Origin of the sequence: Morganella morganii (assembly GCF_019242955.1) — a bacterium.
GTDB lineage: Bacteria > Pseudomonadota > Gammaproteobacteria > Enterobacterales > Enterobacteriaceae > Morganella > Morganella sibonii.
Genome location: NZ_CP066129.1, coordinates 2,785,414 through 2,809,673, shown reverse-complemented (window position 1 = coordinate 2,809,673; position 24,260 = coordinate 2,785,414). Strand labels below are relative to the sequence as shown.

The window sequence follows — 24,260 nt, the reverse complement described above, 5'->3', positions numbered from 1 at the left end:
GAATGCGGTCAGTGCGCTTTATCTTCACTGACGGAAGATTGCAGGGCGCGGGCGAAGGATTCAGCAATATTTGCGCGTTGTGACGGCGCAACACTGGTATTGATGAGATTGGTCACCATATTTCCTAACACCATAAGAGAAAGGTCGGTCGGTGTCCGGTTTTTTTCCAGCACACTGACCAGCTCAGCCAGTAACTTTTCAACGTGTTCATCACTGTAGCGGGATGATTGCGGCATAAACGTAGATATCCTGATTGTACAAAGCTCTATATCATAACTGATGAGCGGCCGTATTTCTGCTTTTTGCGGAAAATTATTTCAATTATGGGTCCGGTTACGCAGGTAACCGGTCAATTTCAGTATGCGCGCCGCGGATTATCCTGTCTTGTCACATTCTCCTGTGAATGTGACTTGCGCACAGATTGCAACGATGTTTGAATACGCGCAAACGAGGCCGAAGGAGTTAAAGATGAGTCTGGATATCATTCAGATTGCGTTACATCAGCTGATTAAACGCGATGAACAGACACTGGAAGTGGTGCTGCGGGACACACCACTGGAAAAAACCGCCATTGTTGAGGAAATGATGGCTGAACTGCACCGGGTCTACAGCGCGAAAAGCAAAGCGTACGGTGTATTTAATGAAGAGAGCGAACTATCAGCGGCGCTGCGTCTGCAGCGGCAGGGGGAGGAAGAGTTTCATGCCTTTACCCGCGCGGCAACCGTACGCCTGAAGGATGAGCTGGCGAAATATCCGTTTGCCCAGGGCGGCGTGGTGTTATTTGCTCACTACCGTTATCTGGCGGTGGAATATCTGCTGGTGGCGGTACTCGACAACTGCCAGAGCATGCTGGTGAATGAGAGCCTGGAGCTCAACAGCACCCATTATCTGGATATCCCGCATGCGGATATCATTGCCCGCATTGATCTGACCGAATGGGAAACCAATCCGGAGTCCAGCCGTTACCTGACATTCCTTAAAGGTCGTGTCGGGCGTAAAGTGTCCGATTTCTTTATGGATTTTCTCGGTGCCGCTGAGGGCTTTAATGCCAAAATCCAGAACAAAGGATTGCTGCAGGCACTGGATGATTACTGTGAGGAAGCACAGGCGGATAAACAGGAGCGTCAGTCTTACCGCAAACAGGTATTTGATTACTGCACGGAGCAGTTGCAGAGCGGTGAAGAGATTCAGCTGACCGAACTGTCCGCAGAACTGCCGCCGCTGGGTGAGCAGAGTTTTGCGCAGTTTACACAGGAAAAAGAGTACGGTCTGGAAGACTCTTTCCCGGCTGATCGCAGCACATTGCGTCAGCTGACAAAATTTGCCGGCAGTGGCGGCGGGCTGACCATTAATTTTGATGCGATGTTGCTGGGTGAGCGGATTTTCTGGGATGCGGCCACGGATACCCTGACCATTAAAGGAACTCCGCCGAATCTGCGGGATCAGTTACAGCGCCGTGGTAATAAAGGGTAGTAAGGGCAGAAATAAATAACGCCGCAAAAGCGGCGTGTAAGTAGTGACTTATCTGCATGAAACAAAAGGATTTGTTTCTGGCGATGTCCACATCGCGACCACATTCGGCATTATATAGATCAAAGCCCCGATGTCTGGGGCTTTACTTTTCCACCTATCGCCTGTTCAATGAACCCCATCCTTGATTGTTTAACTTTTCTTAACCGATGGTGACTATATGGCTGATATTATTTTAGGCTTGGCGCTTCTTTCCCTTTTGGCTTTTGTTATCGGAATTATAAAACCGCAGATCGTAAAAATGCCAAACAGAAAAAAAGTGTCAATTTTTTATCTTGGTGGTTTTTTGGTCATGGCTATGATTGCCGGGGCGCTTTTCCCTGATGTAAAAAATGAGCCTCAGTCCTCACAGGAACAGCAGACGGAAAAGGTACCGGCTAAACCAGCAGAGACTGTATCGGTCGAATCTGCACAACAGGCTACCAATGCTCAGACATCTGTTGATAGTGATCTGTGCAAATCAGATTACAAAACTGCACTTGATGCATTCACCGATCTCGGTGATTACTATGCTGATAATAATTCATTGGAAATTATCAGTGAAGCCCCACTTCACATACGGCTTTCTAATTTAGCAGTACAGGGCGATCACCCTGATGTTAAAGAATTGATGGTAAAACGCGCCGTTATTTATGGGATATATCGGTCTTTCATTCATACAAATAAGGATGAAGTGACAGTTACCTCATACCTCATTGACATGAACAATAAGAAAAAATTACCCAGCTCACCAGAATACAGTGTGAAAATAACCAAAAAACAGGCTCTGGATATCATAAAAAAATATCTTCTGGTGCAGGATTACAGCGATTTAATTGCTAAGGATGGATATGGTTGTTCTTTCTCTGAAGATTTTAACCGGGTCAGATTTAACGATCAGAATGAAAATGAGTTTAACGCGTTCTTTAGTGACTTATCATCCGCAAAAAAATAATACGAACAGCCCCGGAATCCGGGGCTTTGTTTTATTAAAAACTGAGCGATACCTGCTTATTATCCCCGGGATGCGGAATAGCCGCTTCAATGAGATTAGGCTTTGTAATGAACCGCGAAAGAGATTCATGACTGACGAACGTTGCACCACAATTAATATTCATGCATTGGTTATAACGTTCTTTCGTTTCGGTGGTGACATCGCGGGAACTGCGGGTGCGGGCAAGTTCGCCGCAAAGAGGACATTTCATCATGATTGACTTACCTTTTATCATCATGTTGATATTGTAATAATTATAGCAATCACTGGTGATTTAATCAGTATTATTTTGAGTTTTATCCGTCACCCATTTCGACATCAGAGATTTTCACTTCAAATTCCAGTGCAGATGTAAACCCGCTGTCATTCAGGGAGTGCGACACTTTCGTCAGTATCCATTCTGCGCCGTCAATTTCCGGCTTAAATCCCTGAACTTTAACCGGCATTTCCGGGTAAATATCCGCCCGGCCTTTTGCCAGCTGGAGAGACAACGATGCAACGCCGCGCTGCATTTTTCCCCAGGCGGCTTTCGCTGCCCGTTCAGCATTATTTTTGTTCGCGTAAGTGTGTGAAAGCGTCAGCACATTCCCCTCGTCACCGACCAGATAATCCCCTTGCGGTTCATCCGGTTTTTTAATTTTCTCCGGGCTTTTCTTTTTGGTCTTCCGCTTGCGTTTAACTTTAACCTCGTCTTTTTTCTTCGGCTTGCGGGTGTTCAGCCATGAGGCGATAACGCCGGTGTATGCGCCACGGTCGGCCAGTGAAAAGCGGTAGCCGTCACCGACGGACCGGGTGATCAGCAGCGCCGGGATCAGTTTGCCGGACGCGGTTTTTCCGCTGCCCTGCGGCATAAACAGTAACTGGCCGTTTTTTATGGCCGCAACAGCTCCCTCCTGTTTGCCGAGCCGCGCCAGAAAGGAGCCGTCTGATTCGTTGGTCTGGTCGATATGGGCGATTTTAATCTCAGCGAGTTTCTTCTCGATCACCGGCTCTACGTTATTCCGCTTTGCAATGGTGGTGATGATGTCGCCCAGCGTTTTTTCGTGATAGGAAACCTCGCGCTTTGCGTTCAGTGACGAACGGAAATCCGCACTACGCCCGCGTATGGTCAGCTTGTCAGGCGGTCCGCTGTGCTCTATTTCATCAACGGTAAATTTACCCTTAAAAATCAGCGGTTCATTCTTCCAGCCTAAGTGCAGCGATAATACCTCGCCGCGCTTCGGCAGCATCATTTTGCCGTCGGCATCATCGATCTCAATGTCCAGCTGGTCGGCCTCAAATCCGCGGTTATCCGTCAGTGACAGGGAAATCAGCCGCCCCTGAATCCGCTCATTGATGTTGACGGACCCGGCGGAAAGCGAATATGCCGGGGCGCACTCGGTACCGGTGAGAAAAAAATCCGTCATGATAATAACCCTGTAATGCTGTCAGAAATTTTATTACCCATGCCGCTGATTGTGTCAGTCAGTGAGTCAAGCTGTGCGCTGATATCACCGAACATTTCAGACAGCGATTCATCAACGCGGGTGAGCTTGATGGTAAAATCTATCTTTCTGGCTGCACTGTCGTGGAAAAATTCACTTTTATTTTTGCTGATGGACTCAATAACATACATCCCGTAAATGGTTCCCTCGCCGCCGATAAACGACCAGGCTTTTCCGCTGTCGGCCATGGCTTCCAGCGCCATCATGGAAAACTTACCGCCGCTGATTTCCGGGCAGAGTGTGCCGGACAGGGTAATCGGATCATTGGACAGCCCCAAAAATTGCCAGGACGGACGCTTTCCGACCCGGCTGTTATACGCAAACCGGTATTGTTTTTCTTCCTGCATTCCCTGAAACGGCACGGTTCGCAGCTCAAACACGAACAGACCGAGTGCAGCCATCGCCATAATTAAAACTCCTCTGTGTCACTGTACCCGCTGCGGCGGCTGGCCTGCTGTCGGCGGGCGTGCGCATCCAGCTGGCGGGCAACCTCGCGGGCGATATCCTGTGCGGAATGCGCCGGTGTCGGGTAGATGTTGATGATCGGCGCGGCGTTCTGCTGTGACGAATACGCGCTGCTGACAGAACCGCCGGCGGTTTGTGCCGGTGCCGCCGCTATCGGCTGTGAAAGGGTGCTCAGTGCCAGCATTGCCAGTGCTGCCGTATTTTTCCGTCCGGTCACATTTGCCGGGCCGTCCACCACTTCCGGCCCGTTCTCACCAACAATACCCCACTGACCGCGCGGAATACGTCCGCCGGAATCATAAGCTCCGGCGTACTTTTTCGGCTGAATGCTCCAGTTGGCATTACGGATGCCGCCGGACATGGTGGTCTTCTGCGTGGCGTCCACGGCGTTAACAAATTTCGGGTCTTTTTTGGCTTCGATTAACCAGTCCGGCGTGAGGGCATCTTTTGCCATCTGTTTAAGTTCGCCGAACTTATTTTTTAACTCCGTCCATTTTTCGTTAATACCGTTGATAACGCTGTCTATCATGTCAGATGCGGCCTGCTTCATGGTGGCCGGGAGGTTCTGAATATCCGTGATGATTTGATCCCACTTGGTTTTGATGGTGGTTTTCACTGTTTCCCACAGATCTGACATGTATTTCCTGATGCCGTCCCAGTTTTTATAAATCAGTCCGACAAGAGTGTAGTTCAGGAAATAATTTTTTATTCCCTCCCATGCTCTGCTGATGATGTTGCTTATCCATTTCCATGCATCCGAACAGGCGTTATTGATACTTGTCCACATGTCGCTGAAATACGCAGATATAGAGTCACAGGCAGATGAAAATATCCGGACTGTACCCGCCCACATGTTTTTAACGAAAGCGGCGACAGTGTCCCAGTTTTTATATATCACATAGGCAAGCCCGGCGATCACGGCGGCGGCAAGAAACAGCGGGTTCGTCAGTAGGGCTTTGCCAACACCGAATAAGGCCATACCGACGGCTTTCAGCCCTTTAGCCAGCAGGCCAAACGCACCGGCACCCTTTATGCCGAGAACTGACATACTGAGTTTCAGCATTGCCACCGGGCCAAGCATCGCGGCCAGCATCAGAACAATCGCGCCGCCCACGGCGAGGATCACGCCCAGCGCCAGTGCAATTTTCGTCAGTGTGTTCGCCAGTTCCGGATTTCGTTTCGCCCAGTCCCCGACCTTACTGATAATCTCGGTAATGGATTTCGCGATATCCCGCAGCGGGCTGTCAACACCGCCGAATATCTGGATACCGACATCTTCCCATGCTGAGGTGAGGTTTTTTAAATCACCGTCAAGGTTATCGGTCATGGTATCGGCCACTTTCTGAGCTTCACCTTTGGCCGCTTTGACTTCGGCGATCATTTTTTGCAGCTCGCCGCTGCCTGCCTGGTCTGTCAGTACTGACAGGGCGGAGAATGCTTCCTCACCCGCAATGTGTTTGAAGTACCCGGCGCGTTGCGCGGTACCCATTTTCTTTGTCTTTTTATCCAGATCAGCAAGGATTTCAGGCAGGCCGCGTAAGTTGCCCTTGGCATCCCGTGTCTTGATGTTCAGTTCTTCCAGTGCGTCAGCGGCCTGTTTTGGCGGCTCAGCGAGGCGACCGAGAATGGATCGCAGACTGGTACCGGCCATACTGCCCTGAATACCGGCATCACCCAGCTTACCGGCGGCAACAGCGGCGGTTTCCAGATCCACACCCAGCCCGGATGCGACCGGCGCGACATATTTCATCGTGTCGCCCAACATATTCAGGTTGGTGTTTGACCGGGTAAAGGTGGCAACGAGCGTATCACTGACGCGGTTCATTTCGTCAGAGTTCAGCTTGAACCCGGTCAGGATGTTTGACCCGATATCGGCTGTGGTGGCAAGGTCGATATCACCGGCAAGTGACATTGACAGGGTGCCTTTCATAGCGTTCTGTATCTGCTCTGGTTTAAATCCGGCCATGGCATAGAATGACTGCCCCTGTGCCACTTCGTTTGCCGTGAATGCGGTAGTTGCCCCCAGTTGTCGCGCCTGTTCCCGCAGTGCTTTATACTCTTCCGAGTTTTTATCCAGCCGTGTTAATGCCTGCACTTTTGACATCCCGGTTTCAAACTCATAGCCCGGCGCCATAAATTTCTTCCCGGCATATAACGCTGCACCGCCGGTCGCCATCGCTGCCGCGCCGGTACCGGCCATTTTATTCCGGACATCCATCGTTTTCTGATAGCTGCCTTTGGCCGCTGCCATCCGGCGCTCTTGTTCGGCGCTGCGGCGCAGCTGCTGCTCCTGCCGTTGCAGTTGCTGAGTGGTGCGGGCAATGTCGCTGTTCAGGCGGCGCTGTGCCTGTCCGAGTTGGGTTGTCGAGATGCCGTTAGCCTGTAAGGCGGTGCGCTGTTGCTGGGTGGATCGCTGTAGTTGTTCAAACCGGTTTTTCAGTTGACCAGCTTCACGCTGCGCGCGCTTGAGTGCTTCTGCCTGTTGCCGGGTCGGATTGCCGGAGGCGTTCATTTCGCGGGCGAGGGCGGCGGCGCGTTGTGTTGCCGCCTGATAGGCCTGCTGGGTCTCGGTGAGTTGCTGTTTTGTTTTTCGGAAGCCGTCAATTTGTCCGGCCTGACGGTTCAGGTCTTTCAGTGCATCGCGGGACTGGCGGACAGCGCCCGCCAGTCGTTTGTTGGATTCCTGCGCACTGCGGAACGGCCGGGTTAATTTATCGACGGCATTTAACACGACCTGTAAACGGAGGTTTCTGCTCATTCACTGTTACCGCTGCGTTTGTAAGCGTGATAACGCCATTCAATTAATTCTGTCAGACTCATGTCCGCCGTGGCGGCAGGTGTCCAGTGAAAAATGGTGGCAATATCTGCCACCAAATCATCGACTGTCAGTCTTGGGGGTAATTGTTCTGCATCGACTTCGGCAGCAAAAAATTAACCACCTCGATTGACATATTGAGCAGGTCACCCGGCGTCATCGCACCGATTTCCGGCTTCGTCAGTGACGGGTCCGTGATACGCGGTAATACCTCGGTCATGGAGATGACATCCATTTCCATCAGTACCTGTAAACGGACACCACGCAATTCGCCGGTTTTAGGCTTGCGGACAGTGACACGGGTGATTTCTGTTTCACCGCGTTTGATGGGTTCATCCAGTTCAACAACCGCCGATGTTTTATTAACGTATTCAGTCATTTATATTTTTCCTGTTACAGCCCGATAGCGGCGCGTTGTTCTGCCAGACGGTCAACACCATCTACTTTTTCAACCATATTGACGACATCAATCTCAATGAGATCAGCACCGTTCCAGACCAGACGGTAATAGGTCGGTTTAAAGCTGAATTTCACCTGAGTGTTATCGCCCTGTTTGGCACTGCCCGGGTCGATTTCAGATAAACGCCCACGTACCACCACCTCACAGGCGGTTACCTCGCCGGTGTCGTCGCGCTGATAGGCCCCGGCAAATCGCAGCGGCACACCGTCAATTTCGGCAATGCCCCACTGCTTATAGAGTTGCGCTTCCATACCGCCGAGGGTCATTTCCATTCCCAGCGCATCATCTTCAAGCCCTAAATCAACGTGGGCGGCACCGTTCATGCCGCCTGCACGGTAGGCCTCAAGTTTGCGGGTCAGTTTTGGCAGGGTGATTTCTTCGGCTTTTCCCTGCCAGTTGTCGCCGTTAAAAAACATATTCATGTTTTTCAGTTTATGCGGTAAGGCCATGATTACCCCTTAATCTTTGATGCGAAATCCATCAGGTATCTGTCGGTGATACGCTGACGCAGTTTGATATTTTCAGCCGGTGGTACCGGTGTGTAGTCATAATCAATCGCTAACTGCCCGTCTTTCAGCTCTTCTTTGCTGTTGGCATCGGGATCAAACCAGCACTCACCGCCGAGTAAATAACCCTGAGTCGTCAGGCTGCGCATTTTGGCGTTGATACCGTCGATCATGTCTTTGACCAGTGTCGGGGTCATCGGTTTATCAACCGCCCACATGTGCGCCTCTGCCATGGTGTCGGCCAGTACCTGCGCGGTGCGGGTGTAGTTTTCAAAGGCAAACAGCGGATCATCGGAACAGGTGCGGGAACCCCAGAAACGAAAACCGTCTTCACGGATCAGGGTGGTGATGTCGTTTTCATTCAGCAGACCGGCGTCGGTTGCCGGGTCCTGCAATTCCCACGATACATCTGCGGAAATACCGGTTACACCATTTACCCCGATGTTTGACAGGGTTTTGTGCCAGCCGATTTCTTCGTCAATTTTTGCACGCAGTCCCAGCGCCCGCGCTGTTGCGTAAGCGGTGGCCTCTGCACTTTTGACGGAATCCCACGACAGAAAATCAGGGTAGATCAGCATCAGTTCACGCTGGCTGAAGTTTTTGCGGTAGTCCAGTACTTCCGGAATGGTCTGGCAGCCGTAGGCGCTGGCATAGGCAAATGCTCTCAGCGTCTGAGCAATTGGGACCAGTTTTGATGTGACCGCCTGCGTGTCATGCCCAGGAACACCAACAATACGCGGTTTAACACCGGTATGTGCTTTTGCGACGAGCAGTGCCTGCATGCCGGTTTTACGTCCGTCGTCCGTCGTGCCGCCGATAATATTTGAAGTGGTTTCGGCTTCGCTTTCACCCTGTTCAACGCGGACAACAACTGTTACCGGTTTTGTCTGGTCGCTGATTGCCTGGAGTGAGTGCGCCAGCGTGCCGGTATCCCCGGCCTTGCCGAGCGCGGAACGGATATCCGTCACCAGAACGGGTTTGTTCAGAGGGAATTGTTTTGCGTCCGCATCGTCAGCGGTACAGACCATGCCGACAATTGCCGTACTGACCGTGCGGATAGGGCGAGTGCCGTCATTAATTTCAATGACCCGCACGCCGTGATGATAATCTTGTGCCATAGAAAGAAGCTCCTCTTTTTGGTGCTTTCTATGGTGTTATTGATATGGCGTGATGTCGTGTTGTTGGTGTTGTAGGAGTGGGTTGTACAACAACGGGATCTTTCTTTTCAGACGGCAAGGCCAAGTGAATGGCGTTTGGCATATTCCTAGTGAAAGTTGATGAGGGTTTACGTGAATGACCGGCATTGTAATCTTCCTGAAAACCTTGGTTTTATCATCACCTATCTGCATAATAACTACATACTGGAAAAATGGATTCAAGCTATAATGATTGATAAAAATGCAACAATAAATGTAAAAGCTATTGCAATAATGATGGTTCTATTTGGACACTTGGTTGGAGCCAAGAGAACTGAGTTAAGTGGGGCATGGGAAATCATTGCAACGTGCGGTGTTGCTTTGTTCCTCTTTATATCTGGATATGGTTTGTATAAATCGTTTGAGTCAAAGGGGTTTCAAGGTTTTTGGGTAAGCAAATTTAAAAAAATTTATGTGCCGTTTGTTATAGCAACATTTTTTGTTGGTGGTTCTAGAGGATTTTGGGGCGATAGATGGTCAGAAATGCTAGAAACAGTCTTATTCCTAAACCTCAAACTTACCGTTGATGGCACAATGTGGTACATATATTACATTGTTATTTGGTATTTTGCTTTCTATCTGATATTTAGTTTATTAAAGACTAATTTATTGAGGTTAATGGTGTTAGCTGCATTATCCTTTGTGTTGTTTAATATACCTGAGCAATTAAGTGATACGTATCGAATAGCCATTCCGTTATTTCGCTGGCATGCATTTTCATTTACTATTGGCGTTGCAGTTGCAATGTTAAAGCCGATAAAAAGAAGTTGGCTTCTTATATTGGGATGCATTCTGTTTTTAATATTTTCATATCTGTTGAGTCGTTATTTATTCAATCGTGAATTGTTGGTTGCTACTGTTACTATATCTGCTCCAGCTATAATATTTATTGTGGCTGCGTTAAATATTCATATCAAACCATTAGCTTTTATTGGCGGGCTGAGTTATGAACTTTATCTTTTTGAGGGAGCTTTCCGGTGGAATACGTTTTCTCCTGATAAATTTTCAAGTGGCGTTATTTTTTTCCTGATAACACTATCATGCGCATATCTTTTAAAAGTATCACTTAAAAATATCAAGGCCCTAAATTAGGGCCTTGAAATACATTAATCATTTGGTGGCTTAGGCCACTGAATGTTTGATGTATTTGAAGTTTTTATATTTAAAATAACATCAAGATAATCCAGCCAGGCGTTTAACAGTACCTTTTCGTTTTCCATGATGCGACCAAGCGCAAGTTTTGTTTGCAGTATCTGTGTATTAGCGTTGACTTCTGAAATTAGATATTGTTTTTGAGCATCTGCAGCCGCGATATCAGCAGCCTTTTTTTCCGCCTTATCTGTCTCCCACTTTTTGCCGTTCCACTTCGGAAAATCTACACCCGGTGCAATAGTGGTTACATTGTCCGGTAGTTCACCCAATTCAATAATCTCAGATTTCTGCGCTGTGGTGGTGTTATATACTTTTTTTCCACGGTGATCAGGAACAAGAACCCACGTGCCATTCTGCTCACAAGGCCAGAATTCCGGCTGTGCTTCCGGTTTAACTCGCAGCGCATTAGCTGGCGCAAAGGAATTTTTGTTCGCATAATCAGACCCGGTGAACGGGTGTAACGGATGCTCATGGTTGAAATAATAATTAATCACAGTCATCTGATTACACTCCTAAGTAAATTGCGAGAGTTATACCGATATCGAGCGGTTTGAATTCCGGCCCGGTTGGAACCTGATTTGCGGCATTCAGTTCTACTGTATTTGTTTTTTGAAGCTCTGCGCCTGGTGGCAGGCCAACCGCCCCCGCAGTCGTACTGTATTCCCGTGTGGTTATTGCATCATTAGCCCCGCCCAGCGGCCACATAATTTCCGGTGAACCACCTCCGGAAGAAAATACCCTCTGCCTGAAATAAACGCCCCCCGTCAGGTTACGCATTTCATCCCGGATAACCGCTCCGGGGATCCGGCTGGTACCATTAACAGGCCGTAAAAATGGGGTGCGTCCGTCAGACTGTTTAATATTCGGAAGGTTTATTTTTCCTCCGGATTCAGATATTCCCCAGTCTGATTTTAATTGCGCCGGAAGTGATTTAAGCGCCTGCCCCTGCGGTGATGTAATATCAAAACGATCTCCGTTTACCGAATACCACTTAGCCGGTAGTTGTGTTGCTCTGTGTGGAAACTCTCCGAAAATACCAATTGGTGTTTTGTCAGATTCCAGCATTACCGGAATTCCGTTCACCGTTACTTTTTCTTCTACCCGTAAAGTGACATTCGTTTTTGTATTTGCGAAAGTAAGGCTGTTTGTTCCCTGCGACCCAAAACCGATATAGGCGATGCGGTCTCCTCCGGCCATAAATTCCATGTAATTCGCAGAATCTTTCTCCGGCGCCTCAAATACCAGCCCCCGTCCGTCATACTTAATTCGTACTACCCCTGTAATGCTACCGCCGGTTTTATCATATTTATTATTTAATCCCTCAGTGACCGATTTTTTTGTTGCATAAGTCTCGGCTGCTTTTTTCTCTGATGCCTGAATTGCGGCATCAATACTTTTTGTCACATACTCCCGCGTTGCCAGCACCACGGACGGATCGACTTTCAGGGTGATAGCCTGTGTGCTGCTGACCATCAGCACCATCTGAATAACCTGTGTTCGGCCAGATCCCTCCTGTAAATTCGGCTTGTAGGTTTCCGGGGCGTTGCCGACCGCTATCAGACCGCCGTTATCATCAAACAGGCCGATTTCACGGATAAACCAGCCGCCCTCATTTTCAGGGATCACCTGTTCGGCAATGATGAAATTCGGGTTTTTCTCGTCAATAGATACCTGATTGACTGCCGCCCGGCGGGTTTCGCGGATTAACTTTGTCTGTGCCGGGTCAGGAACCGGCAGCGTGCCGCCGCCGTCACCGACCGCCATAGCGGAAATATTCATCTGCGTACCCAGCGCGACAGCATTCGCCAGCTGTGCCGCGCCGTAGTTCGTCAGGATAGCGAAATACTTTGCTGTCATGGGTTTACTCTCACTTTATCAATGGTTATCAGGGCTGCGCCAAAATAGTCTGCGCTTTCCACCCGGACGGTTTCCGGGATATACGGATAAACAGTCAGCGTGTCGCCGGTATTGGTGGCGGCACCGCAGTAAAAATGTCCGGATGTACTCAGGTTGATAGACAACCCCAGCAGGTGACGGCTGACGGGTTTTGCGTCGAATATCAGGCGTTCAAGTTCGTAATAGGTTTCTTCTGTGATACCGCTTTCCGACACGCCTACCGTCAGGCGGAATGTCCCGTTCCGGTCACCGGTTTTCCACCACTCAGTAACGCTGATCAGATAACCCAGCGGTTCCACGACACGCCGCAGCGCCCCGATGGTGCCCTTATGTTTATGAACGAACATGGAGGATTGGATAACGTCCCTTTTTGTCCGCTCCGGCCAGTCAGCATCCCAGCGGTCAACCGACCACGCCCACGCCAGATACGGCAGCAGATGCACCGGACAGGTATCAGGATTGATCAGGGTTTTTATCGGTACCGGCACGCGCTGGATTTCTGCACAGGCTTCGGCGGCAGCAAGTTCCAGCGGGCTGGAACCGGTCGGCAGCAGGCGGCTACTCATCAGAACCCCCGACCGTGACGGTCACGTCGGTACAAAATGACGCCTGTGTATTACTGATCACGATATCTTTTGCCGGGCTGTTCAGTTCAACACGCTGAACCCCCTCAACATGCAGGGCGGCGTAAATGGCCGACAGCCGGATATCACGCCCGATGCGGTGCTGCTCTTTCACATACCGGGCGATCTGTTCACGGGCTGCGGCCTCAATCGGTTCGGATTCGGGTGTCGGGAACAGATACAGCACGGCTTCAACCGTATAATTCACAATTTCAACGGACTGCACGGTAACGCGGTCAGCCACCGGTCGCACATTCTCATCATTCAGCGCCTTATCAACGAGGGTCAGCAGCTCCGCCGGTGCGGTGCCGTCACCCTCGCGTGACAGCACACTGACGGTCACACAGGCAGGCTCCGGACTGATGGCCGAAGCATCCGCTACCAGCCCGGAAGCGCTGCGTGCATGAAAAACATAAGCGCCGACCGGCCCGGCAACACTCATCCCTTCAAACGCCTGCGGGATGCGCATCCGGAAATCAGAATCCGATTCATAAACGGCCGGCAGTGGCGGGATCACGGTGTCGTCAGCCTCCCGGATAACCAGCCGTGGCACGTTGTTGTTCGCGCCCAGCTGATCCAAATCTGCCCCGTAGGCATAAGCCACCATACAGGCGCGGGCGGCTTCATTGACGCGCTGGCGCAGCAGTAATTCCCGGTAGGCATTTTCCTGTAACAGCTTGGTCAGCGGCTCGGATTCCAGTTGCAGCACACGGGCGACCGGCTCCCGCTGTTCTTCCGGCAGTGCGGCCAGCAGTGCGGCTTTACGCTCAGTGAAAATCTGTTCGAAATCTAACGTTTCGAGCACGTCCGGCGGCGGTAACTGGCTGATGTCGATGGTTGGCATGATTACCTCAGTGGCACGGAAAATGAAAACGGCTGGCCGGTTCCGGCGTACACCCCGGACAGGTCGATCACAATGCTGCCCGGCTGCGGGGACGAAATTGTCAGTTGCTGAATCTGAATCCGCGGTTCCCAACGCAGCAGGGCGGAATAGCAGGCAGACATCAGTTGCAGCCGCAGCGCTTTGTTATCCGGCTGATCAGTCAGGCGGAACAGCAGGGTTCCGTAGGTGCGCCGGGCAATACGGGAACCGACCGGCGTCATCAGAATGTCGCGCACCGACTGGCGGAGATGCTCAATATCGGTGATACCGCTGCCGGTCAGGGCGTTAAATCCGTAATATTTCATTGCGGACCATCCGTCCGGCTTCCGCCGCGCTCTACGCCGCCGTGGTTATGTTTATCAATCACCACGCCGTTTGAGGAGAATGTCCCACCAGTGTGTTTAAAGCTGCCGGTCATCTCGCCGCCTTTCATTACGTTCAGCGTGGCGCAGGTCAGGTTGTCAGAGCAGATAACAGTCGGGGTGATAAACCGGATATTTTCACTGGCATTCACAATCACGACCGGCGAGGTCGCTGTGATACTTTCTCCGGCCTCAATTAATGCGGTTTTGATGCCGGTCGCAATCAGTGCGCCGGTCTCCGGTTCGTACTCGATAACCGCGCCGTCAGGGTAGGTAACGTGGTTTGCCGTCAGTGAGGTGGTCGGTTCGCTATGCTCATCAGAAAAAATTCCCGGCAGCACAACCGCCGTGGTCAGTTCGCCGCCGACAGAGAGGATCACCACCTGTTCACCGACAGACGGCATCCAACTGCTGCGGGCGGTTCCGGCACGCAGTGTCACAACCGGCAACCAGTCTGTTTCCAGATCGCCGGTCTGCACACGACAGCCGCGACCGGCCTTAACAGCGGTGACAACGCCGGTTCGGATAATATTTCTGATCAGGCGGAAGAGTTCCGCGATTTGGGTGTTTGCGCTCATGGGGACAGCCTGCCACCGAACCGGGGATTAATGCACCGGCTCCGTGTTGTATGTCCGTCAGATACAACATCAGGATGCGAGGAAGTCGATAATGGCCGCTTCAATCCGCCGGGCATCATCCGGCGAGAAGCCCAGCAGTTCACGCTGCGGATACTGAATATCAAGGTTGCGTAACCGTTCTTTCTGACCGAACTGGTGTACTGCGGCAATGTTAGCGGCGGCAGGGGCAAAGAAGATCGCCGCCTCGTTTTCATTGGAGAACACGCGCATATAACGGACGGTTGCCAGGCGTTTAAACATGCGGGTCTGTTTGCTTTTACCTTTGACTTTTATCCTGTCTTTTTTAATGGCCGTGAACCGCTGAATATCACCTTTGCGGAATGAGCGCTGCGCATTCTTATCAATGTCAGTGCCGGTGATCAGACGCTTGTTCTGCTGCCAGTTCTTCAGCCGCCGTTCGCGCCCGCGCCAGATAAAACGCATTTCCCGCTGTACGGTAATAAATTGTGCCTTACGCCGGGTATAGGCGCTGCCGTCCGGGTTTTTCTGTTCACGGATGCGGGCTATATGGCTTTTGCGCAGATCACGGACAATCGCCCGTGACAGCTTTTTCCGTTCGGCAGGACTGACCCGGGCCAGCAGCCCGGCGAGTTCATGATTCAGGGCATCAAGACTATTTTCTGACATTCAGGTATTCCCAGCTGTCCATCGGGTTTTCCGGCTCCGGCACCGCTTCAACGCGATACGCGCCGTCCTGTACAGAAACAATAATTCGCTCTGTCAGCTTCAGGTCAATGCTGATGTTGGCGGTCTGACTGTTGAGAATATCAGCCTCAAAGCGTATACCGTTGGCGCGTTTGTCCGGGTTGGCGAGAATATCCGGCTGGTGCTGTTTTACCCATTCGACCATCACGGCAAACACAATATTCTGATCACCGGGAAAGGCTTCAAGAATAATATTCAGGCTGTAAATGTATTCGTAGGAGAGCGACGGTTCATTGGTGGCAAAAATGCCGCCGTCATCCACGAACAGATACAGTTTTTCCGGGTTCTCTTTCAGGTACGGAATCTTCCGGCACAGGGTGTCTTTAATGCTGTTGAGTTTGTTCATGCTGTCTTGCCTTTTCGGCGGCGCGGATGCCGTCCAGTTGCGTGTTTGCCTCATCCAGATCCGCGATCAGCAAATCAATCCACAACGGCAGTTCGCAGTAAGTCAGAGTCCGGGCGGCAGGGACGGCGGCACCGGTTTTGTCAGCGAGTCCGGAAGCGGGGTGCATTGTGCGGGCACGTAGACGGTGCGTGTCGCGGAGCAGGCCGTCAGAAACAGCGTGAGGCACAGGCAGACCACAGGTCGGCGTGTTTTTAAGAATGGTGCGGTATTCAATCTGGCGCTCCTCCGAGGCGGCACGCTGCGTGATGTTATTCTGCGTTGCCGCCTGCGCTATCCGGTTAAAGCGGTTAAATTCAAATGACTGCGCGGCGATAATCCCGGCCTGCCGGTCGAGGTCTTTTTTCAGCGCAGCGTTTTCACCGGCCAGCCGTCCGGCTTTGTCGTAGTAATGCTTCAGGCTGAATGATAATAAGCCCGCAATCAGCAGGCTGAATAACAGCGTGATAATGCGGGCTTTGGTGGTCATAACAGTGCGTACGCCTTTTCAAATACAGCATCGGCGTATGGTTGTGAGGCATTTTCGACCTGAATGATGGCCTTTGCCATCGCGACAGTGGTGTTTTTGTCGTGCAGATCTAAACAGACATCACGGCGGAAGCCGGTCTCTTTACAGACGCGGGTAATATAGTTTTCAGTGTGATTATTATCCGCAGCCGGTGCCCAGCGTTCGATAATCTCTTCCACGGTATCAATTTTTCCGCATCCCATCCCCGGTTTTCCCTGGTATTTTGAGTAGGTGCGTAACAGTTTCATCAGGGCACGGAGGCCATATTCAGGCGAAATAAACGTACAAAACTGACTGTCAGTCTGTACACCGGCCAAACCCTGCCATTTCGATTTACTGTGCCGGATATTGCCCGGATTATTATTTCGGATACCTCGTGACATGAATCAGTCTCCCAGTCGTTTATTAATCATGCGGTGTGCAATGTCGCGTATCTTCTCAACACCTAAAAACCCGACCGCACCGCCAATCATGCCGCTGGCACCGTTCGGAATACCTATAAACTCCGCGCCGCTGATAATCGCCCATGACAGCGCACCGCACAGCAGGCATTCAGCCCACTTGTTTTTACGGGTGTCACCATCATAAATCAGGCACGCATAGCGGATGAAAATAGCTATCGCCACGCCGGACAGCTGCGGCCAGGCGTTTTTGAGTGTGTCGAGAATGTCAGCCCAGTGTTCTTTCATCGTTTTCATACCCATCCCCCTTTGTGGAGGTGTTATTAATCCCAAAGCCGGATCATTGTTTTTTGCGGCTGCTCCGCCACATCCGGCAGCTCAACCGGTGTCCCGTGCGGTAACACGGCACCGTGACCGGCAAGCCCCGGGTTCAGTTCCAGTGTCCGTTCAACGACACCGGCCGTCTGCCCGAGCACCCGGAAGCACAGGGCATCAAGGGTTTCCCCCTGTAACGCAAAGACGTTCATATCAGTTCACAGATGTTGTGCGATTCACCTTTGATACGCTGGATAGCCCACTGCATATCACGGTGCAGGTCATCCACCGTTTCACTCAGGGCGGCGGCTTTCTTTTCGCCGCTGTCGGTGGTGTCAGTGTCGCGGTAACGCTCAGTCAGTGTCGCTTTTGCCCCGCTGTATACCGCCCGGCGGTAAAGCAGCATCAGTTCACTGTCGTTATTGATGTGGTCGGCCGGTACCGCCTCCAGTGAGGCAAACCCGGCGGCAATCTGTGACTGTTTCCAGCCTGCCAGCTCGCAGTTGACTTCCGTTATGGCGTTGACCAGTGCGTGCCGTAACCGTTCTGTGGTCACTTTGCCGTCCGTCAGCATGGACTGCTGATAATTCCGCAGACTGATATCCGGGAAAAAATCCCCGCTGTTGAGTGTTTCGTCCGGTATGTCTGTTGTTTTGTCTGATGTGAAGTCCATCGGTTACCCCGTAAAAGGTGGGCGGTGGACAGCGGATAAGCCGGTCGGCTACTCCGCTGTGCCGCCCCGGCGCTGTGGCTCGTTCTGTTGTGCCGCGTCGCGTTCTTCCTGCTGTTTTGCGATCAGCTTTTCCAGCTGGCGCAAATCCTGCTTAACGCCGACACGGTCATATAATTCAAGTGCCCGTAACCATGAACAGGTGGCAGGCTGTAAATACCCGTCATCACGCTGTGCATAGCCCAGCCATTTCAGGAGATTTGCCCGGACCTGATCCGGCATGTCTTCTTCCCCGGTCAGGTTCAGGGTCCGGGTCAGCACATCCAGCGGTACCGGGGTTTTGGCGGCGTACAGCTTTTCCGCCATATCCGCGATTTCTTCCGCAATAGCACACCCGGTTGTCCGGGTGTGGTTTTCCGGCATTTTCAGGCCGTGGCGCAGGGCGTAGTCCGCAATATCCAGTGCGCCGTGAAAGTCTCCGGCATCAATCCGCCAGAGCATCACGCGCATCAGTACATCGTCCTGCTGCCCGCTGCCGGAAGCCAGAATGCCGCCGACCCACGGCGCGTAATTCGGCAGCATTTCCCGCTTCACAGCAGCTTTGCGCTCAAATGACTGGATGCGCTTCAGCCTGCGGCGGTCAGCGTTCATCATCAGTGTCATCTGTGTGTAAGCCGTGCCGGTCTGTGTCTGCGGGTTGCGCTGCTGTGCATCCTGCTGCGCACTGACCCGCATCACATGACGGCGGAAAATACTGCCGCCCATTATTCGCCGCCCTCTTTGCCTGTATCACCGGTGTCCGGCGTGTCCGGCTTTTGGGTGCCGTTCTGCATCTGAATGTTTTCGATCAGTGCGGTACCGCGATAATCCTCAACAACATAGGCCTCATTGACGGATTCGTAGTTCTCAATCCGGTCACGTTTCGGGTTGTCGATGATGTGGCGGCGGCGGGTTTCGCTCTGCCAGTAAATAGACAGGTTATCCAGACGGGTGATAAACAGGGCGTTTTCCGGGAAGTACGGCGCACGCACGGCCTGTAACCCGCCGATGCGTTTCTGGCTGATAATCAGGTCAGCGGCCAGTTTTTCACTGTTTTCCTGCTCTTTATTGACCAGCGGGAAATATTTGTCGGATAACAGTTTGCGCCCGCAGATAACCACCAGTTCAGTGTCATCGCGGTACTCTTCGTCGATAACCTCATCAACGGCGCTCATCACGAGTGCATCAAGGTTATTGAAATCACCGCCTTTACCTACGCGGATCACGGCGGAAATCACGTTACCGGCATCGTCTCTGACATCACTGATTACATGCGCTTCTGCATCGGTGCGGACCTTTTGCAGCCAGCCGATATTGACGTCTTCCAGCATTTTGTTTGCAGTACGGTCGGATTTTTTGGCACGGTGTGTACCGTTAAAGCCAATCATGATGCGGTCAAGCGCCTGACGGCGGATAATGGCATTACGGATACGCAGCTGAAAATCTTTGAACTTCGCCCACAGATCCAGTTTCTGGTAGGTCAGTGCGGTGTCATAGTTGGTCTGCTGACACACATACTCAATGTCGGTCATCTCAGACGGATCGGTCGCTTCGCGATCTTCTTTTGTGGTATCCGTGGTTCCGGCGATAGTGGAGCCGACGCCCAGCCCGATAACCTGGCCTGTTTTTTCCGGAACCGGGACAATATTCACAAGGCCGAGGAATGCCGCAGACTGCTGAACGTTATCTTCCAGCGTCTGTGCGACTGACGGGGTGATTTCAACCTTGCTGGTCAGTTCCTCAACCGGCACTTCATACAGTGCAGACAGTCGCATCAGGTAGTCGTTAAATTTAAAGCGGGTCTCTTTTTTCATGTTCTCTTTCTCAGATTTGGTGAGGCCGGGATCAGCAGTCCGTCAGCAGTTCTTCCGGCTGTGTGCCGTTATTGCCGAGTGACACCGGGCGCTTATGGCCGTTGTTATCCTGCTGGCTCAGCTGCGTTTTCAGTTCACTGAGTTCTTTTTTCAACGCGTCCAGTTCCGCCGGTTCTTCCGGTTCATCCACCGTAAGTGAGGTTGTTTTCAGTGCGGCAACATCCGTCTGAATGGTTTCAACGGCTTTGGCGATCAGTTCGACGCTCCGGTGAACATCATGAAAACGGGCATCGTCCTGTTTATTTCTTCCGCTCAGTGTTTCGGCGATGCGGCTGAACAGGGACGGGACTTTCGGCTCTTCCGGTTTTTCGTCGGTGAACTCAATTAATGTCTCTTCCGCCAGGGTGATCACGTTGTCTTTCGCCTGCTTACGATCTGAGAACGGGCTTTCCCCGCCGTTCTGACTGAATTGCAACATCTGCGTGCCGAGGCTGGCCGGGTTATCCGTCACCGCCAGCCCGACGAGGTAGGCAGAACCGGTATCCGCAAATTTCGGGGCGATTTCAGCAGAGGTGTACACTTTCTGACGCTTTTTATTCATTTCGATCAGGTCGGCTGTCGGTTTCAGCGTGGCATACAGGGCTAATTTTCCTTTGAGCGCACCGTCCTGAATCTCTTCGGTATACACCGATTCGACATCCCCCAGTCTCGGCATGTAGGACATGTTGAGGTGATCAATATTAATGCGCGCCCCGTAGACGTTCGGGTCGTAGTTTTTTTCGATATCGGTCAGCCAGCTGCGCTGTACGGTGCGGCCATCAGTGGTGGCACCCTCTGTACAGATACGCACCGGCTTTGATTTTGCTGTCATGGGAATGACTCCATCAGTCAGGACGGGATTGTCAGTAATGATGGGGCTATGGTTCCGGTGAATTGCTGCGGAAACAATGAAAGGCTGTTGTACCACTGCGGTATACAACAGAACGGCAGGGCGCGTGGGAAGTGCGGCCAGTAATCTGGCGGCATGGAAACGATAACCGTATTTGACTCACGCAAAAAGGCCATGCACCTGTATTTCAGCGGCTACCGTATTGCACGGATAGCGGAAATGCTGGGTGAGAAAGCCTCAACGATTCACAGCTGGAAGCGCCGCGACCAGTGGGACGACATCACGCCTTTTGACCGGGTGGAGTTCACTATTGAAGCGCGGCTGTGCCAGCTTATCGCTAAAGAAAGCAAAGAGGGCAAGGATTACAAAGAGATTGACCTGTTAGGCCGTCAGCTGGAGCGTGCCGCCAAAATCCGGCGCTATCAGAACGGCGGCAATGAAACCGATCTCAACCCGAAACTGGCGAACCGCAACGCCGGTGAACGTAAGGCCCCGGAAAAAAACGTATTCAGTGACGAACAGATCGAAAAGCTGGAACAGATTTTCATGGGGAACATGTTTGAGTATCAGAAAAACTGGTACCGCGCCGGGGCGCAGAACCGCATCCGCGACATCCTCAAATCCCGCCAGATAGGGGCGACCTACTACTTTGCCCGCGAAGCCTTTATGGATGCGCTGCTGACCGGACGCAATCAGATATTTCTTTCCGCCAGTAAGGCACAGGCGCATGTATTCAAACAGTACATCATTGAGATTGCCCGCGAGGTCGATGTTGACCTGAAAGGCGACCCGATTGTTTTGCCGAACGGTGCCACCCTGTATTTCCTCGGTACCAATGCTCGGACCGCACAAAGTTATCACGGCAATCTTTACCTGGATGAATATTTCTGGATACCGAAATTTCAGGAACTGCGCAAAGTCGCCTCCGGCATGGCGATGCACAAAAAATGGCGGCAGACCTATTTTTCCACGCCGTCCAGTCTGACCCACAGCGCGTACCCGTTCTGGTCAGGAAAACTGTTTAACCGGGGCCGCGCAAAGGCTGATCACGTGGATATTGATATCAGCCATGCGGCATTACGTGACGGCCGGTTGTGTGAGGATGGTCAGTGGCGGCAGATTGTCACCGTTGAAGACGCGGTACGCGGCGGCTGTGACCTGTTCGATATCGCACAGTTGCGCCTTGAATACAGCCCGGATGAATATCAGAACCTGCTGATGTGTGACTTTGTGGACGATATCGCGTCCATTTTCTCGCTGGAACTAATGCAGAGTTGCCTGGTTGATTCATGGGATGTGTGGGAGGACTTTCAGCCGGAACTGTACCGGCCATACGGTCACCGGCCTGTCTGGATCGGCTATGACCCGGCAAAAGGTACTGAGGGCGGCGACAGTGCCGGGTGTGTGGTGATCGCACCGCCGGTGATGTTCGGCGGCGCGTTCCGCATTCTTGAGCGCCACCAGTGGCGCGGGATGGATTTCCGCGCTCAGGCGGAAGCCATCAAACAACTGACCGAACGTTATAACGTGGAATACATCGGTATCGACAGTACCGGGATCGGCCACGGTGTTTACAAATCGGTGCAGGAGTTTTTCCCGCAGGTGCGGGAGTTCGTCTATAACCCGGCGGTAAAAAACGCCCTGGTGCTGAAAGCATGGGATGTCATCAACAGCGGACGCCTTGAGTTCGACGCCGGAGACCGGGACGTCATTCAGTCGTTTATGTCTATCCGCCGCTCAACCACCGCCAGCGGCAACCGCCCGACCTATGAAGCCAGCCGCAGCGAGGACGCCAGCCATGCGGATCTCGCCTGGGCGGCAATGCACGCCCTGTATAACGAACCTATCACAGGTGAAAACACTCAACATCATAATATCGTGGAGCTTTATTAATGAGCCGCAGAAACAAAAACAAACAGCATAAACAACAGAATACCGGCGGCGTGGAGGCGTTCACGTTCGGCGAGCCGGTTTCGGTGCTCGACAGCCGCGAGATTTATGATTACCTGGAGTGTGTCCGGATGGAGCACTGGTATGAACCGCCGCTGAGTTTTAACGGGCTGTCCAAAGCGTTCCGGGCCGCACCGCATCACAGCAGCGCAATCTATGTGAAACGTAACATACTGACCAGCACCTTTATCCCGCACCCGCTGTTAGACCGGAAAACCTTTGACAGTTTCGCGCTGGATTTTCTGATGTTCGGTAACGCCTACGTTGAAACCCGTTACAACCGCCTCGGCGGCATCCTGCGGTTTGACCACGCCCCGGCCAAATACACCCGGCGCGGGATTGACGGGGATCAGTACTGGTTCACCAAATACGGCTATGAGAGTGAGCCGTACCCGTTTGAACCCGGCGCGGTGTTTCACCTGATTGAACCGGATGTGAATCAGGAACTGTACGGCCTGCCGGAATATCTGGCCGCTCTGCCGTCAACCCTGCTGAACGAATCCGCCACGCTGTTCCGCCGCCGGTATTATCTTAACGGCAGTCACGCCGGGTACATCATGTATATCAGTGATTCTTCCCAAACGCCGGGTGATATCGACAACATCCGTAAAGCGGTACGCAGCAGCAAAGGACCCGGCAACTTCCGCAACCTGTTCCTGTATGCCCCGAACGGGAAGAAAGACGGGATTCAGATCATGCCGCTCAGTGAAGTTGCCGCCAAGGATGAATTTCTGAATATCAAGAACGTCAGCCGTGATGACATGCTGGCTGCCCACCGCGTACCGCCGCAACTGATGGGCATCCTGCCGCAGAACACCGGCGGCTTCGGTGATGTGGAAAAGGCAGCAAAGGTGTTTGTCCGCAATGAACTGATGCCGCTACAGGCCAAGATGAAACAGCTGAATGACTGGTGCGGCGAAGAGGTGATCCGGTTTGAGGATTACCGGTTGCCGGAAGATTAATCACAATACAAACACAGGAACCGCCGGCAGGCGGTTTTTTTACGTCCGTACATGATGAAGATCGGCGTTACCAATAATAATAGCGCCCCAATATATTATACAAAACCTGCTGCCGGAATACGAATTTGCCGGATTTCGCCCCTCTGAAACCATCCGTTATACCGCCTGTATCGCACTGTGCGACGACCTGAAAAAAGATAACCCGTGCCACCTCTTTTTGTTTTTAACGCCGCCATGCCAGGGAAATTTGCGACAACCGGGAAGCGGATAAACATGCCGCCGCGCAATCGTAGCCCCGCCACGCCTGCCCACTAAATGCATCGGTTTTCATGCACCCGCAAGGGAGTTGATGAAGCCCGCTGGATATGTGGGCTATACGTGGATCCCGATCAGTCTCCGTTCATGCAATTTTTGATGGTTCTTGCATAAATTAGTACAGAAGCCCGCATGAATGAAAATATGTCGTAATCTAACAGGTCAGTTTTGTACTGAAAACAGAAACTGTAAGCCCTTAGTATTGGTGGTTAGTGCAATAATCTTACTCGTGAAATATAAGGTCGTCATTAGTTGGTGACTTAAAGAGTAATTTACTATTTAATGGTTTTTTTTAGTTTAAAGTGT

At 51.8% G+C, this 24,260-nt stretch carries 30 protein-coding genes; 5 read left to right on the top strand and 25 right to left on the bottom strand.

Features of this window, described 5'->3' with window-relative positions:
- Positions 1-8: 8 nt before the first annotated feature.
- Positions 9-236, bottom strand: coding sequence for a YejL family protein (locus JC793_RS13290; protein WP_046894895.1), 228 nt, complete (start codon positions 234-236; stop codon positions 9-11).
- Positions 237-468: 232 nt separating this feature from the next.
- Here JC793_RS13290 and yejK point away from each other — a divergent pair, with 232 nt between their 5' ends.
- Together yejK and JC793_RS13280 are read left to right on the top strand one after the other, a co-directional pair.
- Complete coding sequence (gene yejK, locus JC793_RS13285; RefSeq protein ID WP_025152633.1) at positions 469-1,473, top strand: nucleoid-associated protein YejK; 1,005 nt, start codon at positions 469-471, stop codon at positions 1,471-1,473.
- Between the two features lie 217 nt (positions 1,474-1,690).
- On the top strand, positions 1,691-2,464 hold the full coding sequence (locus tag JC793_RS13280; RefSeq protein WP_218426396.1) for a hypothetical protein: 774 nt from the start codon (positions 1,691-1,693) through the stop codon (positions 2,462-2,464).
- Between the two features lie 34 nt (positions 2,465-2,498).
- Here JC793_RS13280 and JC793_RS13275 read toward each other — a convergent pair whose 3' ends face one another.
- The 8 genes from JC793_RS13275 to JC793_RS13240 all read right to left on the bottom strand — a co-directional run bounded on the left by JC793_RS13275 (position 2,499) and on the right by JC793_RS13240 (position 9,351).
- Positions 2,499-2,717, bottom strand: coding sequence for an ogr/Delta-like zinc finger family protein (locus tag JC793_RS13275; RefSeq protein WP_045138417.1), 219 nt, complete (start codon positions 2,715-2,717; stop codon positions 2,499-2,501).
- A gap of 82 nt (positions 2,718-2,799) precedes the next feature.
- Positions 2,800-3,909: a phage late control D family protein gene (locus tag JC793_RS13270; protein WP_218426395.1), complete on the bottom strand. Its 1,110-nt coding sequence runs from the start codon at positions 3,907-3,909 to the stop codon at positions 2,800-2,802.
- Positions 3,906-4,388 carry a phage tail protein gene (locus JC793_RS13265; protein WP_036415915.1) on the bottom strand — a complete coding sequence of 161 codons (483 nt, stop codon included), beginning with the start codon at positions 4,386-4,388 and terminating at the stop codon, positions 3,906-3,908. The genes JC793_RS13270 and JC793_RS13265 overlap by 4 nt, the downstream gene beginning before the upstream one ends.
- Before the next feature lie 8 nt (positions 4,389-4,396).
- On the bottom strand, positions 4,397-7,210 hold the full coding sequence (locus tag JC793_RS13260; RefSeq protein WP_218426394.1) for a phage tail tape measure protein: 2,814 nt from the start codon (positions 7,208-7,210) through the stop codon (positions 4,397-4,399).
- Positions 7,207-7,323 (bottom strand): GpE family phage tail protein, encoded by a 117-nt coding sequence (locus tag JC793_RS13255; RefSeq protein ID WP_052927965.1) that lies wholly within the window; start codon positions 7,321-7,323, stop codon positions 7,207-7,209. Before JC793_RS13255 ends, JC793_RS13260 begins: the two co-directional genes overlap by 4 nt.
- 14 nt (positions 7,324-7,337) lie before the next feature.
- Complete coding sequence (locus JC793_RS13250) at positions 7,338-7,646, bottom strand: phage tail assembly protein (protein WP_218426393.1); 309 nt, start codon at positions 7,644-7,646, stop codon at positions 7,338-7,340.
- Positions 7,647-7,660: 14 nt separating this feature from the next.
- Positions 7,661-8,176, bottom strand: a complete 516-nt coding sequence (locus JC793_RS13245) for a phage major tail tube protein (RefSeq protein ID WP_218426392.1) — start codon at positions 8,174-8,176, stop codon at positions 7,661-7,663.
- A gap of 2 nt (positions 8,177-8,178) precedes the next feature.
- A complete protein-coding gene (locus tag JC793_RS13240; protein ID WP_218426391.1) occupies positions 8,179-9,351 on the bottom strand; it encodes a phage tail sheath protein in 1,173 nt (390 codons plus the stop codon).
- Positions 9,352-9,522: 171 nt separating this feature from the next.
- On the opposite strand from JC793_RS13240, the gene JC793_RS13235 reads away from it, so the two are divergent.
- Positions 9,523-10,521 (top strand): acyltransferase family protein, encoded by a 999-nt coding sequence (locus JC793_RS13235; protein WP_218426390.1) that lies wholly within the window; start codon positions 9,523-9,525, stop codon positions 10,519-10,521.
- A gap of 14 nt (positions 10,522-10,535) precedes the next feature.
- On the opposite strand, the gene JC793_RS13230 is transcribed toward JC793_RS13235, so the two are convergent.
- The 16 genes from JC793_RS13230 to JC793_RS13155 form a co-directional block, all read right to left on the bottom strand.
- Positions 10,536-11,081: a tail fiber assembly protein gene (locus JC793_RS13230; RefSeq protein ID WP_218426389.1), complete on the bottom strand. Its 546-nt coding sequence runs from the start codon at positions 11,079-11,081 to the stop codon at positions 10,536-10,538.
- A gap of 4 nt (positions 11,082-11,085) precedes the next feature.
- Positions 11,086-12,438: a phage tail protein gene (locus tag JC793_RS19645; RefSeq protein WP_247717253.1), complete on the bottom strand. Its 1,353-nt coding sequence runs from the start codon at positions 12,436-12,438 to the stop codon at positions 11,086-11,088.
- Positions 12,435-13,043, bottom strand: a complete 609-nt coding sequence (locus JC793_RS13220) for a phage tail protein I (protein ID WP_218426388.1) — start codon at positions 13,041-13,043, stop codon at positions 12,435-12,437. Before JC793_RS13220 ends, JC793_RS19645 begins: the two co-directional genes overlap by 4 nt.
- Positions 13,036-13,944, bottom strand: coding sequence for a baseplate assembly protein (locus JC793_RS13215; RefSeq protein WP_218426387.1), 909 nt, complete (start codon positions 13,942-13,944; stop codon positions 13,036-13,038). The genes JC793_RS13220 and JC793_RS13215 overlap by 8 nt, the downstream gene beginning before the upstream one ends.
- Before the next feature lie 2 nt (positions 13,945-13,946).
- Positions 13,947-14,288: a GPW/gp25 family protein gene (locus tag JC793_RS13210; protein ID WP_218426386.1), complete on the bottom strand. Its 342-nt coding sequence runs from the start codon at positions 14,286-14,288 to the stop codon at positions 13,947-13,949.
- Positions 14,285-14,923: a phage baseplate assembly protein V gene (locus tag JC793_RS13205; protein ID WP_218426385.1), complete on the bottom strand. Its 639-nt coding sequence runs from the start codon at positions 14,921-14,923 to the stop codon at positions 14,285-14,287. Before JC793_RS13205 ends, JC793_RS13210 begins: the two co-directional genes overlap by 4 nt.
- Positions 14,924-14,992: 69 nt before the next feature.
- Positions 14,993-15,610, bottom strand: coding sequence for a phage virion morphogenesis protein (locus JC793_RS13200; RefSeq protein WP_218426384.1), 618 nt, complete (start codon positions 15,608-15,610; stop codon positions 14,993-14,995).
- Entirely contained in the window at positions 15,597-16,034 is a 438-nt protein-coding gene (locus JC793_RS13195; RefSeq protein WP_218426383.1) for a phage tail protein, read from the bottom strand. The genes JC793_RS13200 and JC793_RS13195 overlap by 14 nt, the downstream gene beginning before the upstream one ends.
- A complete protein-coding gene (locus JC793_RS13190) occupies positions 16,012-16,560 on the bottom strand; it encodes a DUF2570 domain-containing protein (RefSeq protein WP_218426382.1) in 549 nt (182 codons plus the stop codon). The genes JC793_RS13195 and JC793_RS13190 overlap by 23 nt, the downstream gene beginning before the upstream one ends.
- On the bottom strand, positions 16,557-16,982 hold the full coding sequence (locus JC793_RS13185; protein WP_218426381.1) for a structural protein: 426 nt from the start codon (positions 16,980-16,982) through the stop codon (positions 16,557-16,559). The genes JC793_RS13190 and JC793_RS13185 overlap by 4 nt, the downstream gene beginning before the upstream one ends.
- Before the next feature lie 3 nt (positions 16,983-16,985).
- The gene (locus JC793_RS13180; RefSeq protein ID WP_171819740.1) at positions 16,986-17,303 is read right to left on the bottom strand and encodes a phage holin, lambda family; all 318 of its coding nucleotides are present in this window, start codon (positions 17,301-17,303) and stop codon (positions 16,986-16,988) included.
- A 20-nt stretch (positions 17,304-17,323) separates the two neighbouring features.
- Positions 17,324-17,527, bottom strand: coding sequence for a tail protein X (locus JC793_RS13175; protein ID WP_052925957.1), 204 nt, complete (start codon positions 17,525-17,527; stop codon positions 17,324-17,326).
- A complete protein-coding gene (locus JC793_RS13170; RefSeq protein WP_218426380.1) occupies positions 17,524-17,988 on the bottom strand; it encodes a head completion/stabilization protein in 465 nt (154 codons plus the stop codon). The genes JC793_RS13175 and JC793_RS13170 overlap by 4 nt, the downstream gene beginning before the upstream one ends.
- Positions 17,989-18,036: 48 nt before the next feature.
- Positions 18,037-18,750 carry a phage terminase small subunit gene (gene gpM, locus JC793_RS13165; RefSeq protein ID WP_218426379.1) on the bottom strand — a complete coding sequence of 238 codons (714 nt, stop codon included), beginning with the start codon at positions 18,748-18,750 and terminating at the stop codon, positions 18,037-18,039.
- Positions 18,750-19,838, bottom strand: a complete 1,089-nt coding sequence (locus tag JC793_RS13160; RefSeq protein WP_101924432.1) for a phage major capsid protein, P2 family — start codon at positions 19,836-19,838, stop codon at positions 18,750-18,752. Before JC793_RS13160 ends, gpM begins: the two co-directional genes overlap by 1 nt.
- 31 nt (positions 19,839-19,869) lie before the next feature.
- Complete coding sequence (locus tag JC793_RS13155; RefSeq protein ID WP_218426378.1) at positions 19,870-20,709, bottom strand: GPO family capsid scaffolding protein; 840 nt, start codon at positions 20,707-20,709, stop codon at positions 19,870-19,872.
- Between the two features lie 153 nt (positions 20,710-20,862).
- On the opposite strand from JC793_RS13155, the gene JC793_RS13150 reads away from it, so the two are divergent.
- Both JC793_RS13150 and JC793_RS13145 read left to right on the top strand, forming a co-directional pair.
- On the top strand, positions 20,863-22,620 hold the full coding sequence (locus JC793_RS13150; protein ID WP_218426377.1) for a terminase ATPase subunit family protein: 1,758 nt from the start codon (positions 20,863-20,865) through the stop codon (positions 22,618-22,620).
- Positions 22,620-23,639, top strand: coding sequence for a phage portal protein (locus JC793_RS13145; protein ID WP_218426376.1), 1,020 nt, complete (start codon positions 22,620-22,622; stop codon positions 23,637-23,639). The genes JC793_RS13150 and JC793_RS13145 overlap by 1 nt, the downstream gene beginning before the upstream one ends.
- Positions 23,640-24,260: the final 621 nt, after the last annotated feature.